12 protein-coding genes are annotated in these 13,548 nt (G+C 72.4%); 5 read left to right on the forward strand and 7 right to left on the reverse strand.

Annotated features, from left to right (window positions below):
- Window positions 1–2: 2 nt before the first annotated feature.
- Both ACIQ9E_RS13150 and ACIQ9E_RS13155 read left to right on the forward strand, forming a co-directional pair.
- Window positions 3–1,412, forward strand: coding sequence for an MFS transporter (locus tag ACIQ9E_RS13150; RefSeq protein ID WP_403706303.1), 1,410 nt, complete (start codon window positions 3–5; stop codon window positions 1,410–1,412).
- Window positions 1,413–1,678: 266 nt separating this feature from the next.
- Window positions 1,679–2,053, forward strand: coding sequence for an RNA polymerase-binding protein RbpA (locus ACIQ9E_RS13155; protein ID WP_003959706.1), 375 nt, complete (start codon window positions 1,679–1,681; stop codon window positions 2,051–2,053).
- Window positions 2,054–2,403: 350 nt separating this feature from the next.
- On the opposite strand, the gene fxsA is transcribed toward ACIQ9E_RS13155, so the two are convergent.
- The 4 genes from fxsA to ACIQ9E_RS13175 all read right to left on the reverse strand — a co-directional run bounded on the left by fxsA (window position 2,404) and on the right by ACIQ9E_RS13175 (window position 7,140).
- Window positions 2,404–3,021, reverse strand: coding sequence for an FxsA family membrane protein (gene fxsA, locus ACIQ9E_RS13160; protein WP_403706304.1), 618 nt, complete (start codon window positions 3,019–3,021; stop codon window positions 2,404–2,406).
- A gap of 339 nt (window positions 3,022–3,360) precedes the next feature.
- Window positions 3,361–4,143 carry a polyprenol monophosphomannose synthase gene (locus tag ACIQ9E_RS13165; RefSeq protein WP_403706305.1) on the reverse strand — a complete coding sequence of 261 codons (783 nt, stop codon included), beginning with the start codon at window positions 4,141–4,143 and terminating at the stop codon, window positions 3,361–3,363.
- 685 nt (window positions 4,144–4,828) lie between these two features.
- Window positions 4,829–6,487: an amidohydrolase gene (locus tag ACIQ9E_RS13170; RefSeq protein ID WP_403706307.1), complete on the reverse strand. Its 1,659-nt coding sequence runs from the start codon at window positions 6,485–6,487 to the stop codon at window positions 4,829–4,831.
- Window positions 6,488–6,699: 212 nt separating this feature from the next.
- A complete protein-coding gene (locus tag ACIQ9E_RS13175; protein ID WP_006350404.1) occupies window positions 6,700–7,140 on the reverse strand; it encodes an Lrp/AsnC family transcriptional regulator in 441 nt (146 codons plus the stop codon).
- A 204-nt stretch (window positions 7,141–7,344) separates the two neighbouring features.
- On the opposite strand from ACIQ9E_RS13175, the gene ACIQ9E_RS13180 reads away from it, so the two are divergent.
- Window positions 7,345–7,764, forward strand: a complete 420-nt coding sequence (locus ACIQ9E_RS13180) for a hypothetical protein (protein ID WP_403706309.1) — start codon at window positions 7,345–7,347, stop codon at window positions 7,762–7,764.
- A gap of 148 nt (window positions 7,765–7,912) precedes the next feature.
- Here ACIQ9E_RS13180 and ACIQ9E_RS13185 read toward each other — a convergent pair whose 3' ends face one another.
- Together ACIQ9E_RS13185 and ACIQ9E_RS13190 are read right to left on the reverse strand one after the other, a co-directional pair.
- Window positions 7,913–9,091, reverse strand: a complete 1,179-nt coding sequence (locus ACIQ9E_RS13185) for an acyl-CoA dehydrogenase family protein (protein ID WP_403706311.1) — start codon at window positions 9,089–9,091, stop codon at window positions 7,913–7,915.
- 385 nt (window positions 9,092–9,476) lie between these two features.
- Window positions 9,477–9,881, reverse strand: coding sequence for a nuclear transport factor 2 family protein (locus tag ACIQ9E_RS13190; RefSeq protein WP_403706313.1), 405 nt, complete (start codon window positions 9,879–9,881; stop codon window positions 9,477–9,479).
- Window positions 9,882–10,124: 243 nt separating this feature from the next.
- Between ACIQ9E_RS13190 and ACIQ9E_RS13195 the strand changes: the two genes are divergently transcribed.
- Window positions 10,125–10,820 carry a type 1 glutamine amidotransferase domain-containing protein gene (locus ACIQ9E_RS13195; RefSeq protein WP_403706315.1) on the forward strand — a complete coding sequence of 232 codons (696 nt, stop codon included), beginning with the start codon at window positions 10,125–10,127 and terminating at the stop codon, window positions 10,818–10,820.
- Between the two features lie 147 nt (window positions 10,821–10,967).
- On the opposite strand, the gene ACIQ9E_RS13200 is transcribed toward ACIQ9E_RS13195, so the two are convergent.
- Window positions 10,968–12,341: a peptidase C39 family protein gene (locus tag ACIQ9E_RS13200; protein WP_403706317.1), complete on the reverse strand. Its 1,374-nt coding sequence runs from the start codon at window positions 12,339–12,341 to the stop codon at window positions 10,968–10,970.
- Between the two features lie 254 nt (window positions 12,342–12,595).
- On the opposite strand from ACIQ9E_RS13200, the gene ACIQ9E_RS13205 reads away from it, so the two are divergent.
- Window positions 12,596–13,231: a uridine kinase gene (locus ACIQ9E_RS13205; protein WP_403706319.1), complete on the forward strand. Its 636-nt coding sequence runs from the start codon at window positions 12,596–12,598 to the stop codon at window positions 13,229–13,231.
- The last annotated feature ends 317 nt before the right edge of the window (window positions 13,232–13,548 follow it).

Below are 13,548 nucleotides of genomic sequence, written 5' to 3' on the forward strand. Positions count from 1 at the left end.
GTATGGCCGCAGGGACCACGGAACCGGCGGACGGACCAGGACCGCGCCCGGCGGCGCAGGACGGTGACGCCTCCGGGCGGAACGAGGCCGGGCAGGACGAGGCCGGGCTCCGGCGGCAGCGCCACGGCTGGTACTTCTACGATTTCGCCTGCTCGGTCTACTCGACCACGGTGATCACCGTCTTCCTCGGCCCCTACCTCACCGAGGTGGCGAAGGCGGCCGCGGACGGCGACGGCTACGTCCACCCGCTGGGCATCCCCCTGCGGGCTGGGTCGGTCTACGCGTACTCCGTTTCCGCCTCCCTGGTGGTGGCGGTGGTGCTGATGCCGCTGGCGGGCGCCTGGGCGGACCGTACCGGCCGGAAGAAACCCCTGCTGGCGGCCTCCGCCTACACGGGCGCCGGGGCCACCGCCGCCCTGTTCCTGCTGGACGGCGACCGCTATCTGCTGGGCGCGTTCCTGCTGATCGTGGCGAACGCGTCCCTCGCGGTCTCCATGGTCCTCTACAACGCCTATCTGCCCGAGATCGCCGGGCCGGCCGAGCGGGACGCCGTCTCCTCCCGGGGCTGGGCCTTCGGCTACACCTCCGGGGCGCTGGTCCTGGTGCTCAATCTGATCCTGTACGGCGGCCACGAGCGGTTCGGCCTGTCGGAGTCGGAGGCGGTACGGATCTGCCTGGCCTCGGCCGGGCTGTGGTGGGGCGCGTTCACCCTGATCCCGCTGCGCAGGCTCCGGGACCGCAGGATCCCGGCCGCGGAGCGCGCGGCCGCCCTGTCGGGGCCGCGCCAGCTGCTGGCCGTACTGAAGGACATGCGGCGCCATCCGCTGACGCTGTCGTTCCTGCTGGCGTACCTCGTCTACAACGACGGGATCCAGACGGTGATCTCCCAGGCCTCCGTCTACGGCAAGGAGGAGCTGGGCCTCGGCCAGACCACGCTGATCGTGGCGGTCCTGCTGGTCCAGGTGCTGGCCGTGGCCGGGGCACTGAGCATGGGACGGCTGGCCAGGACGTACGGCGCCCGGCGCACCGTCCTCGCGTCGCTCGCCGTCTGGACCCTGATCCTGACGGCCGGCTACCTCCTGCCCGCCCGGGCCCCGGTCTGGTTCTTCGCGCTGGCGGCGGCGATCGGGCTGGTCCTCGGCGGCAGCCAGGCCCTGTCCCGGTCGCTCTTCTCCCATCTGGTGCCGCGCGGCAAGGAGGCCGAGTACTTCGCCGCGTACGAACTGAGCGACCGGGGGCTGAGCTGGCTCGGGCCGCTGGTCTTCGGACTGGCGTACCAGATCACCGGCAGTTACCGGGACGCGATCCTCTCGCTGGTGATCTTCTTCGCGCTCGGGTTCGTCCTGCTGGCGCGGGTCCCGATGGGCCGGGCGGTGGCCGCCGCGGGAAATCCTGTACCGGACCGGATTTAGACGTTGAAGTAAAAGGCCGGTAGTGTACGCGTTTGGCCTGCCAGGCGGACCGTTACTGCGCACTGTGGAAGCGACATCACTGGGTGACACTTTCTGCCAGATGTGACAAACCGGGCGCCGGTGGGTACCCCAACACAGGGGAAAGCAGCGGCACGACGGGCGACGCATGACCCGGAACGGGAATCTTTACGGCCGACCGGACGTTGACCGGATGACGACGACAGCGACACCTGTCCTGTGGGCGACAAGCCCGGGAGGCACGATTCATGAGTGAGCGAGCTCTCCGCGGCACGCGGCTCGTGGTGACCAGCTACGAGACGGACCGTGGCATCGACCTGGCCCCGCGCCAGGCGGTGGAGTACGCATGCCAGAACGGACATCGGTTTGAGATGCCGTTCTCGGTGGAGGCGGAGATTCCGCCGGAGTGGGAGTGCAAGGCGTGCGGCGCCCAGGCACTCCTGGTGGACGGCGACGGCCCCGAGGAGAAGAAGGGCAAGCCCGCGAGGACGCACTGGGACATGCTCATGGAGCGGCGTACTCGCGAAGAGCTGGAAGAGGTACTGGCCGAGCGTCTGGCGGTGCTGCGCTCCGGCGCGATGAACATCGCGGTTCATCCGCGGGACAGCCGCAAGTCCGCGTGATGCCGTCCGTCCGGACCGCCTGACGGTACGGACGGAGCAGGTCGGCCGAACCCTGCAAGCGAAGAACGCCCGTGGGCCGGGACACAGATCATGTGTCCCGGCCCACGGGCGTTTCTACCGGTACGGCCCGGGGGTGCGGACGTCCCCGGTGCGGCCGCACCCCCGGGAGCCGGGTCGTCCCCGCCCGCCCGGTGCAGGGAGAGGTGGAGGCGCTGGAGCCGGCCGGGCTCCGGCGCCCGGCCTCGGACGGCGGGGCATGGGCGAGGGTGTACGAGGGTCTCCGGAGGAGGCGCAAGCCCCGCCCTCCGGGCGGACGGCGCTACCTTGCGGACACGTCCTGGGCGGAACGGCTACGGCCTGTCGTCGGCGTCGGGGCGGATGACCCGGCCCTCGATGACCCTCGGCGGCTGGTCCGTGCGGTCCGGGCCGGGGGACGGGGCAGCCGCCGGGTCCGGGTGGATGACCTCGCCGGGGACGACCTTGCCGTCGGGGCGGTGCATCCTGGCCTGATTGAAAGCGTCCCCGAGGGTACCGGGAGCCGCGGCGCGTACCCGGCGCTCCAGGGACCGCTGGGTGAAGCGGCTGAGCCACTTGCGGACCGGGGGCACGAGCAGTGCCAGCCCCAGGACGTCCGAGGCGAAGCCCGGGACCATGATCAGAACTCCGCCCAGCATCAGGAAGCCGTTGCCCGAGGAGTCGGGGGCGGCGCCCGGCGCCTCCGGCTGCTGCTGGCGCTGGAGGGTCTCCGTGAGGTTCCGGAAGGCGTTGCGGCCGGCCTGCTTCACGATCGCCGCCCCGCCGACCGCCTGCGCGATCAGCAGCGCCAGTACGGGGAGCGTGCCGATCGCGCCGCCGACCAGGACCAGCAGCCAGATCTCCAGAGCGAACCAGGCGGCGGAGCCGAGCAGGATGAACAGGCGGGCGCGGGAGCGCTGGGGTGCCCTCGGGGGCACAGGGCCGGTCGTCATGACCCCAGTGTGCCTGGGTGGGCGGCGCAACGGGACAGCCGGGTGATCATTTCCATCGGAGGGCCCGGGGGACGGCCCGGTCGGGCCGTGGAGGACCGGGGACTCGGTCCCGGCCCCGGGGGCCGTGCTCCGCGCCCGGGAGGCCGCGGGACGCCCCGGGAGGCCCGGCGGGCCGCACGCCGCGAGGCCGCCGCCGGGTGCAGCCGTAACGCCGGTACCGGCTTCCCGGGCCCGCGGGACGGACCGGGCGGCATACCGGGGTCCGGAGGAGCCTCCGCGCCGCGGCAGGCCCGCGGGGGCCCGCCCCTGCGGCGACACGGCACGGCGGGGGCGGGGGCCTCAGGGGGTCGAGCGGCCCCGGAAACGGTTCGCCCGGTCCGACAGGCCCCAGCCCGCGACCCGCCACAGCGCCTCGACGGCGATATCGCGGTTCATCTTGGAGTCGCCCAGCTCCCGCTCGACGAAGGTGATCGGCACCTCCACCACGTGATAGCCCACGGCCACCGCCCGGCGCGCCAGGTCGACCTGGAAGCAGTAGCCCTGGGAGGCGACCTCGGAGAGCCCGAGCCCGCGCAGGGTCTCCGCCCGGAAGGCCCGGTAGCCGCCGGTGACGTCCCGGATTCCGATGCCGAGGAGCAGACGGGAGTAGGTGCTGCCGCCGCGGGAGAGGAACTCCCGGTACTTCGGCCAGTTCACCACCCGGCCGCCGGGGACCCAGCGCGAGCCCAGGACGAGATCGGCGCCCTTGAGCGCGGTGAGCAGCCGGGGCAGTTCCTCGGGCTGGTGGGAGCCGTCGGCGTCCATTTCGATCAGTACGCCGTACTCGCGCTCCAGACCCCAGGCGAAGCCCGCGAGATAGGCCGCGCCGAGGCCCTCCTTGCCCTTGCGGTGCAGCACATGGACCTGCTCGTCCTCCGCGACCAGCTCGTCGGCGAGCTTTCCCGTGCCGTCGGGGCTGTTGTCGTCGGCGACCAGCACGTCCGCGTCCGGCACCGCGGTACGGACCCGGGAGACGATCTTCTTGATGTTCTCCGCCTCGTTAAAGGTCGGAATGATCACCAAGGCCCGGCCGAGCGGGCCGTACCGCCTCTGGGCTTCGCGGCCCTTAGCGCCCTCGTTCACTGCTGCCCCTTCATGTCGTGCACAGGGACCCACCTTAGCGATCGCCGGACGGCGGACCGCGGCGGCTCGGTCCGGGGGTGTCGGGAACCGGCCGCCGGACCGGGTGAAGGGCAGGTTCCGGCGGCGCGCGGAGGCGGCGGAGTGCTGCGCTCCGGAAGGGGCGGGGGCGGGTTCCGGGCGGTCCCGGCGGGCGGTCCGGCCCGGCGGGCGCGGTGCCGGCGCGGGCTCGGCGCACGGGCGGAGAGGGAGGTGCGGAGGTAAAAGAGGGAGGTGCGGAGGTACGGATCGGGGACCGGCGTCCTTCGGGCCGACCTGGGACCCGCCGGCTGCGGGTCGACCGAGAGCCGTTGTCTACTGAACGCCGGACCCCTATCCGGGTCACACCTGCCGACCGGCCGAAACCTTCCCTCGCTCCCGAAGCGCGGGCGCTGGACCTGGCTCCCAGTGGCAGTGCCCCGGTGCGGTGCACTGCCCCATGACCCAGCGGCGGTCGGGATGCGAGGAAAAGCCCTGCCGGTCGGACGTCCCGTGGTGGACGGGGCCGAACCTACCGGCCCGTGGGCGCTCCATGTCAACAGTGGTGCGATCTGCGCGGTTTGCCCAATTCGCCCGACCAGCACCAAAGATCCGCAGGTAGCGGCGGATACCCCGAACACCCTGGCCTATGGAGCGAAATATCCGGACGTCACCCGTTCAGACGATCGAAGACGGTGCGTCCGGCGACCACCGTGCGCAGACAGAGCGGCAGTTCGGCGCCGGGGGTCAGATCCGGCAGGCCGGGGGTGCCGGAGCGCGGGTCGGTGGACCAGCGCGCCACCCGGTCGTCGGGGGCCTGGACGACGAGCGCCCCCGTCTGCCAGAGCGCATAGTCCGCGGGGGCGCCGGGGACCAGGATCCCCGCGTCGTCCCGGCCGATCGCCCGCCAGCCGCCGCGGGTGTGGGCGGTGAAGGCGGCCCGGACGGAGATCCGGTGTCCGGGGGTGCGGTGGAAGGCGGCGGCCCGGACGGTGCCCCAGGGGTCGAGCGGGGTCACGGGGCTGTCCGAGCCCAGGGCGAGGGGCACCCCGGCGCGGAGCAGGGCGGCGTACGGGTTGAGGGCGCGGGCCCGTTCGGCGCCGAGCCGTTCGGCGTACATGCCGTCGGCGCCGCCCCAGGCGGCGTCGAAAGCGGGCTGTACGGATGCGGTCAGCCCGAACTCGGCGAAGGCGGCGATGTGTTCGGGGGTGAGCAGTTCGGCGTGTTCGACGCGGTGGCGGGCGGCGCGGATCCGGGCCGTACCCACGCGTTCGGCGGCGGCTCGCACCCCCTCGACGACGGCGCTGAGCGCGGCATCGCCGATGGCGTGGAAACCGGCCTGCAGGCCGGCCTCGGTGCAGGCGGCGACATGGGCGGCGACGGCGTCCGCGTCGAGGTGGAGGGTGCCGGTGTGGTCCGCGTCGGCATAGGGGGTGTGCAGACAGGCGGTGTGGGAGCCGAGGGAGCCGTCGGCGAACAGATCGCCCGCGGCGCCGAGGGCGCCCAGCCGCCGGATCCGTTCGGCACCCTTCGCGTCTGCGATGCGTTCGGCCCAGTAGCCGACGACACGGGGGCCCGGCCCCTCGGCGGCGAGGCCGAGCAGCCCCGTGAAGTCCGCCTCGTCGGAGATCTCGGGGCCGGCGCATTCGTGGACGGTCCCGATCCCGAGCGACACGGCGCGGTCCAGGGCGGCGCGCTGGGCCGCCGTGCGCTGGGCAGGGGTGACGGCGCCGTAAGCGGCCGCCCGTACGGCGTGGTGGGCCGCGGCCGTGAGGGGCGCCTCGGGGTGGTAGCCCGGCAGCCCGGCGACACCCGGCACCAGGTCCAGCAGGGCGGTGGTGACCACGGCCGAGTGGACGTCGATACGGGGCAGGTAGAGGGGTCGGCCGCCGGTCGCCTCGTCGAGTTCGGCCCGGGACGGCGGCCGCCGCTCGGGCCAGCGGGCCGCATCCCAGCCGCCGCCGAGCAGTACGGCGTCGCCGGGGCGGCCGGCGGCGTACTTCCGGACGAGCGCGAGCGCGTCCGTGAGACCGGTGGCGCCGGAGAGGTCGAGGCCGGTGAGCGCGAGTCCGGTGGCGGTGGTGTGCACATGTGCGTCGGTGAACGCGGGGGTGACGAGGGCGCCGGCGAGGTCGATGGTCTCGTCGACCCCGTCGGTGAACGCGTCGGCCGCCCCTTCGGAGCCCACCCAGGCGATATGCCCCCGCTCGACGACCATGGCGGTGGCGAAGGGGTCGGCGGGGCTGTGGACTTCTCCGCCGCGCAGCAGGACCGTGCGGCTGTCGCCGCCGGTGGAGGCGCCGGGGGCGGGGGCGGTGCGATCACTCATGGCACCAGCGTAGGCCGTGCCCGAAGGCCCGGGGCGACCGCCCGGACGGCGGAGCCCGTACCCCCTGAAACGGTCCCGGACGGACCCGGGGAAACCCGTACGGCGGAGCCCGCGCCCTTGCGGACCGGGCCTCCGGAAGCAGCCCCGGCCGGGCGGGGCGTGCGGCCGGACCGGCGCGCCTCGGGCGCCGCGGCAGCGGGGCCGAGGGCAGGTCAGATGCTCGGCGGACGGGCCTCGTAGGGGGTGGAGAGCACCACGGTCGTCCGGGTGGAGACACCGGCGAGGGTACGGATACGGGTGAGCAGGTTCTCCAGCTCGACCGGGGTCGATACGCGGACCTTGAGGATGTAGTTCTCGTCGCCCGCGACGCTGTGGCAGGCCTCGATCTCGCGGACGCCCGCGAGGCGTTCGGCGATATCGTCCGGGGCGCTGGGGTCGAAGGGCTTGACCGAGATGAACGCGGTCATCGGCAGCCCCACCGCCTCCGGGTCGACCACGGCCGCGTACCCGCGGATAACACCCCGCTGCTCCAGGCGGCGGACCCGCTGATGCACCGCCGAGGTCGACAGGCCGGTGGCCTTGCCGAGGTCGGTGTAGCTCATCCGCCCGTCTTTGACGAGCAGCTCGACGATCTGACGATCCAGGTCCTCCATGAGCATCAACTTAATTGCCCGCACGGGTTCCGGCACACCGCTCGGCCGTTCGACCGGCGCGCCACCACCACTATGTGATGAACGCCACAGCATGGGAATGGTCTTGACCGTGACCGGATGGTTATCCGGGGGTCGGGATGGGAAGTGCTTGGTGTGGTCGAGGCCACATGAGCCCGGTTGGCCCACCCGAGGGGGAGAATCTCCATGCAGAGTGTCAGGAACATCCGCCGTACCGAACCGGAGCCTGTTGATCCGGCGGAGTCTGCGAGGTCTGCCGAGTTGGACGAGCTGAACGTATACGACACCTTCGAGATGTACCGGGTCGTCTGCCCGGACTGCGCGCAGCCCATCGCGCTGCTCGCCGACGAGGACGTACTCCCCGAGCACGCCCTGTGCCCCACCCCGTGGAACCCCTTCGGGCTGACGGTGTGCACGGGCACCGGCAGGCCGGCTTCGCAGGCGCGGCCGGCCGACGACACCCCGGAGCCCCAGGAGCAGGAGATGGGTCTGCTGCTGACCCTGCCCCAGGGGCTGGACTGGCGGATGCAGCCCTTCTCGCACGTCGGCGGTCCGGGCTCGCGCCCGCTGCGCCGACTGCCCGCGATGCGCGAGCGCGCGGCCTGAACCGCGGTTCCGTCACCGCATCGCCTTCACCGACCCCGTCCAAGGCCCGCCGCGGACGGGGTGCCCCGGAGAAGATCCCCGCACCGGCCGGGCGGACAGCGGCCCGCCGGGCCGGAAGCCGCCCGGACACCCTCCGCGGCGGGAGCCCTCAGCCCCTGCCGGTCTCCGGGCCGAGCAGATGGCGGGCGATCACCATCCGCTGAATCTGGTTGGTGCCCTCGACGATCTGCAGCACCTTGGCCTCCCGCATCAGCCGTTCGACGGGGAAGTCGGCCGTGTAGCCGTATCCGCCGAGTACCTGTACGGCATCGGTGGTGACGCTCATCGCCGCGTCCGTACAGAACAGCTTCGCCATGGCGGCCTCGCGGGAGTACGGCCGGCCCGCGTCCCGGAGCCGGGCGGCGGCCAGATAGAGCGCCCGGCCCGCCTCGACCCGGGTCCCCATATCGGCGAGCATGAACCGCAGCCCCTGGAAGTCGGCGATCGGCCGGCCGAACTGACGGCGTCCGGCGGCGTACGACAGAGCCTCGTCGAGGGCGGCCTGGGCCACACCGATCGCGCAGGCCGAGATGCCGAGGCGGCCCGCGTCCAGCGCGGCCAGGGCGATCGCGAACCCCTGCCCCTCCTCACCGATCCGGCGGCCGTCGGGGACCCGTACGCCGTCAAAGCTGAGCTGCGCGGTCGGTGACCCTTTCATCCCCATCTTCCGCTCGGGCACGGCCGGAACCAGCCCCTCGGCGCCGCCGGGCACCAGGAAGGCGGTGATGCCCCGGGCCCCCTCACCGCCGGTACGGGCGAAAACGGTGTGGAAGTCGGCGATACCGCCATGGGTGATCCACGCCTTGGTGCCGGTGATCACCCAGTGGTCGCCGTCGCGCACGGCCCGGGTCCGCAGGGAGGCCGCGTCGGACCCGGAGGACGGTTCCGAGAGGCAGTACGCGCCCAGCAGACCGCCGCCCAGCATGGCGGGCAGATACTCGGTCCGCTGTTCCTTGGTGCCGTATCCGGCGAGCGCGTGGCAGGCGAGCGAATGAACGCTGACGCCCAGACCCACGGTGAGCCGGGCGGCGGCCAGTTCCTCCAGCACCTGGAGGTAGACCTCGTACGGCTGGTCCCCTCCCCCGTACTCGGTGTCGTAGGGGAGGCCGAGCAGCCCGGATTCGGAGAGCAGGGTGAAGGTGTCGCGCGGGAAGTGCCCCGCGTCCTCCTCCTCGGCCGTCCGGGGGGCGATCTCCCGCTGGGCGATCTCCCGCACCAGGGCGATCAGTTCCCCGGCCTCCTCGGTAGGCAAGGTGCGTTCCACCCATTGCGTGGCGCGGTCGGACATTGCGGCGCTCTCCTCCCTGTCGGGCGCTGGGGTGTCACGCGCCCTCGGGGTGGGGACGCGTACCACCGCTCTGCTGCCGTGCCGATGCTGCCCCTCCGGATCGCGGAAGGGCCTCACGGCGGCTGTCGGCGCGTTGAGTATGCCCGATCACCGCACGGCCGTCACCAGGGGAAATCCGGACCCGGACGGGCTGCCGGGGACCGGATCCGGCCGAATGGGGCGGAACTCGTGCCCATCGCCGCCGAGGGCCCCGGGGATGGTGCGGGCGGCAGGCGGTGCGGGCGCGGACGGGCGGACCCTTCCGCTGCGGCACCGGCATCGGGCCCGGATCCGCCCCGGAGCAGACCGGCAGGCGCAGACGTGCGCTCTGCGACCCGGCCCGGGGTCAAGCCCTGGCGATATCCCTGCCCGGCATCGGCTCCGCGAGTGCGGTCCGCCATTCGGGTGCACCGAAGGGGCCGGCGAAGTACTGCGTCTCGTGTACCACCTGCCCGTGCGCGAACTCCATCATGCTCACCGAGTAGCTGGGCAGCCCGTCGTAGGTGATGACGCACTGACTCACCCAGAGATCCCCGCCGCCGACGATCCGGAGGACGGTGAAGTGCCGGCCGGCAGGGTGTCCGGCACGTTGCGCCGCGATCGTCCCGCGGCCTCGGAACCTCTCACCTGACTGCGGGTAGTCGAGGATCGCGTCCTCGGCGTAAATGGTGTGCTCGGCTTCGGTGTCCCCGCGTTCCGATGCCCGCCAGTGTTCCTCGACCGCGGCCCTGGTCCGGCTGTCGGGATCCATTGTCTTCTCCCTTCATGGCGGAGAGTCCGCCGCTCCGCGCCGTTGGTGTCTCCTCGGGTGTTCCCGCGAGGGTGTTCCCTCGAAGGTGTTCCCGCGAGGCGGGCGACCGTGGCGGAGAGGGCGTCCGGGTGCGCCCGCCGGCAGACGTGCATATGGTCCCGGAAGGGGGAGACCGGCGGAGCGGACCGGTTTCACGGGTTGTCCCGCCGAACCCTCGCGCGTATCCGAGAGGAGTTCCTTGCCATGGCGAAAGTACTGTTCGTCGTCAGCGGTGCCGCCTACTGGGTACTGAAGGACGGCACGAGGTACGCGACGGGATACTGGGCCGAGGAGTTCGCGCACCCGTACAAGATCCTCACGGACGCCGGTCACGAGGTCACGGTCGCGACGCCGGACGGCGTCATCCCGACCGTCGACATGATGAGTCTGCGCCCCGAGATGGTCGGCGGCAACGACAACGCCCTGGAGCTGGAGGCGATCATCCGTTCCGCGGAGGCGCTGCGCCGCCCGCTGCAGCTCTCGGACGTGCGCCTGGAGGACTACGACGCGGTGTACGTACCGGGCGGGCACGGTCCGATGTCGGACCTGGCCTTCGACGCCGACATGGGGCGGCTGCTGACCCGGCAGCTGGCCTCGGGCAACCCGCTGTTCATCGTCTGCCACGGCCCCGCCTCCTTGCTGGCCACCAGGATCCACGGCGAGTCGCCGTTCAAGGGCTACAACATCACCTGTTTCACCAACGAGGAGGAAGAGGGCGTCGGACTGGCCTCCAGGGTGACGTGGCTGCTGGAAACCGAGGTCCGGGAGAGGGTCGGGGTCAACTTCAGCCGCGGCCCGAAGTGGGAGCCCTACCTCGTCCAGGACCGCAACCTGGTCACCGGGCAGAACCCGGCTTCGGCCCCGGTCATGGGAGAGCGGATGCTGGAAATCCTCAAGTGATCCCGTCCCGGGGCGTACCGGGACCGTCACCCGCCCGTCCCATGCTGTTCCGGGCCGCAGTCCGATGACTCGCACGTGCTCGCCTTCAACGACGGTCCGGCCGATCCGGGCGCGGGCGGGCGGACCGGGAGCGGGCGGCCCGTCTGCTCACAGCAGGCCGAGTGACTTCAGCACCCGGTACTGGCTCGGAACCGGGTGGACCGGCCAGATGAGGTAGCAGACCCCGCCCGTACCACTTCTGACCCTGCCGTTCGCGTCGTAGCGCTTGGTGCGGAGCCAGATGTTCTCCCACTCACGGCGCAGATAGACGCGGCGGACGGCGGCATTGCTTTCGGAGGCCGGGTCGTTGGCGATCACATCGCCGTCCGGGGTGAAGCCGACGACGGTCATCAGATGGCCCGCCGTCCCGTAGCCCGCGCCCGTCAGCTCCTCCTTGCGGAAGGACTGCGACGTTATGGCGGGGATGCCGGCCCGGACCAGACGCTCCAGTTCGGTGAGCGAGCCCAGCCGGGTCACCACGGCGTTCATCCCCGGGTAGCTCGCGGCGTAGGCCGTGCTGAAGGGCCAGTTCCCGCAGCCCTGGTACTGGTAGTCGTAGGTGAACCGGGCCGCGTGGCAGACCTGGGGGTCGTCGTACGCGGGATCCACCCAGGACAGTTCGCCGGCGGTGGGCTTGCGCCCCCAGTACTCGATGATCATCTGGGCGGAGGTGGGGCTGCACCAGGCCTCGCCGCCGTTGTCGTACTCGGGATAGCGCCCGATATGGATGTTCTGCGAGTAGCGCGGCACGGCCAGTTCACGGGCGGGCGCGGGGGTGGTCGCGGGCACGGTGAAGCGGTCCGGAACGTCCGAGGCCATGGCGCCGAGCCGCCATACGGTGGGGGTGAGCCCGCTGCCGGGCCTGCGGTAGAGGGTGAGCCGGAGCCGGTACGCGGCGAGCCGCAGCCCGCTCGCCGCGTCGTCGACGGAGAAGGTGTCGGTCCAGATGCTCGCACGGCCGTCCGTCTGGCCGTCGACCGAGGTGCGCCGGATGTCGCCGTCGCCCGAGGCCCAGCGGCCCATGACGAACCAGGGGGTGGCGGTGCCGTCCGAGTAGGTGCCGCTCAGCTCGGCCTGGAGCCAGGTGCCGGCCGGGGTGTGGGCGTTCCAGGAGGCGATCACCTCCGTCGCGGGGACCGCGGGCCGGTGCTCGGCCGAAACCCAGACGGCGTACTCCCACGGTTCGGTGCGCCCGGTGTGCGGATCGGTGTAGTCGGTGACCCCGGCGGACCGGCCGATGACCACGCCGGGGCGGCGGCCCGCGACGGCCCGGGTGCCGTCGGCGCTGCCGCAGCGCCAGTCGGTGTAGGAGGTCCAGAAACGGTTGTCCACGAGCCGGGCGGTCCTCACGGGGGCGGTGGGCGGTACGGGTGCGGCGGGCGGCGCCGCGGCGCGGGCGGCTGTGGTGGTGGTGAGCGCCCCCGTACCGGCAGCCGCGATCGCGGCGCCCAGCAGGGTCCTGCGCGTGGTGGCTCTGGCCATGACGACCCCCAGGATCGGTCGCGCTGCCGCGGGCAGCGCTGCGGACGGAACGGACTCGGCCGCCGCGCCGGAGCCGCGGGTCCGGACCGGACGGCGCACGCCACTATCACCCGCGGCCCGTCCCCGGTGCCAGCGTTCACGGCCCGCGCCGTCCATCAATATTGGTCCGACCAATGGCAGTGGTCCCGGGCCTCCGGCGCCTCCCGCCCGGGCGGAGGCCGGGCGGCCGTCGCGTACCGGCATAGGCTGGGCCCATGGAGCACGAGCCGGGGAGCCCGGCAGGAGCCGCGCGCCACGGGCTGGACCCGCTGGCCGGTGAACTGTCCGCCGCGGACCCGTCCTGCGGTCCGGTGCGGCTGATCGCGGTCGACGGTCACGCCGGGTCGGGCAAGACGACCTTCACCGCCCGGCTCGCGGCCGCGCTCGCCCCCCGGGTGCCGGGCGGCGAGGTCCCGGTACTCCATCTCGACGACCTCGCGAGCCACGAGGCCCTGTTCGGCTGGACCGGGCGCCTGCTCGACCAGGTGGTCGATCCGCTGGCCCGGGGCGTGACGGCGCACTACGAGCCGTACGACTGGAACACACGCCGCTTCACGGCGCCGCGCGCCCTGCCCGCCGCCCCCGTGGTCCTGATCGAAGGGGTCGGTGCCGGACGGGCCGCGGTCCGCCCCCATCTGACCCGGCTGCTCTGGCTGGAGCGGACACCCGACGAGTCGTGGCCGCGCGGCCGGCAGCGCGACGGCATCGGGCTTTCGGCCTTCTGGGACGGCTGGACCGTGGCCGAGACCCGTCATTTCCTGGCCGATCCTTCGCGTCCGTACGCCGACATTCTGGTGAGGGAGCGCAATGAGGGATACGAGTTGCTCCCGGGACACCCCACGACCGTATGAATGCATCAGATCATCACATAGAGTGACTACTCCTGTCGGTCGCACAGAGGTGTCGGGAATCCGCCTCATGAGTGCCCGAACTCCGCTTGACCCGGGGGGTGTACAGGTCTTACGTTCTCAATGTGCGGCTTTTGAGGCCGCCGCAGACGCGAAGCCCCCGGTTGTTCCCCCGTGATCGGGGGCTTCGTTCTGTCCTCTCCCGGGCTCGGTCCCGGGCCACGCCGACCTCGCCCCCTCACCCTCGGTCACCACAGCCGTATCACCTCGCCGCCCTTAAGCCGCACCCCCCTGCGCAGGTACGATGCCCTCCCGTGGGG

This window comes from Streptomyces sp. NPDC094448 (assembly GCF_044763775.1).
Classification (GTDB): Bacteria; Actinomycetota; Actinomycetes; order Streptomycetales; family Streptomycetaceae; genus Streptomyces.

Coding starts and splice junctions, on each gene's coding strand:
- ACIQ9E_RS13150 (WP_403706303.1), top strand. CDS start 3: ATGGCCGCAGGGACCACGGAACCGGCGGACGGACCAGGACCGCGCCCG.
- ACIQ9E_RS13155 (WP_003959706.1), top strand. CDS start 1,679: ATGAGTGAGCGAGCTCTCCGCGGCACGCGGCTCGTGGTGACCAGCTAC.
- fxsA (WP_403706304.1), bottom strand. CDS start 3,021: ATGACGACCGGCCCTGTGCCCCCGAGGGCACCCCAGCGCTCCCGCGCC.
- ACIQ9E_RS13170 (WP_403706307.1), bottom strand. CDS start 6,487: ATGAGTGATCGCACCGCCCCCGCCCCCGGCGCCTCCACCGGCGGCGAC.
- ACIQ9E_RS13175 (WP_006350404.1), bottom strand. CDS start 7,140: ATGGAGGACCTGGATCGTCAGATCGTCGAGCTGCTCGTCAAAGACGGG.
- ACIQ9E_RS13180 (WP_403706309.1), top strand. CDS start 7,345: ATGCAGAGTGTCAGGAACATCCGCCGTACCGAACCGGAGCCTGTTGAT.
- ACIQ9E_RS13185 (WP_403706311.1), bottom strand. CDS start 9,091: ATGTCCGACCGCGCCACGCAATGGGTGGAACGCACCTTGCCTACCGAG.
- ACIQ9E_RS13190 (WP_403706313.1), bottom strand. CDS start 9,881: ATGGATCCCGACAGCCGGACCAGGGCCGCGGTCGAGGAACACTGGCGG.
- ACIQ9E_RS13195 (WP_403706315.1), top strand. CDS start 10,125: ATGGCGAAAGTACTGTTCGTCGTCAGCGGTGCCGCCTACTGGGTACTG.
- ACIQ9E_RS13200 (WP_403706317.1), bottom strand. CDS start 12,341: ATGGCCAGAGCCACCACGCGCAGGACCCTGCTGGGCGCCGCGATCGCG.
- ACIQ9E_RS13205 (WP_403706319.1), top strand. CDS start 12,596: ATGGAGCACGAGCCGGGGAGCCCGGCAGGAGCCGCGCGCCACGGGCTG.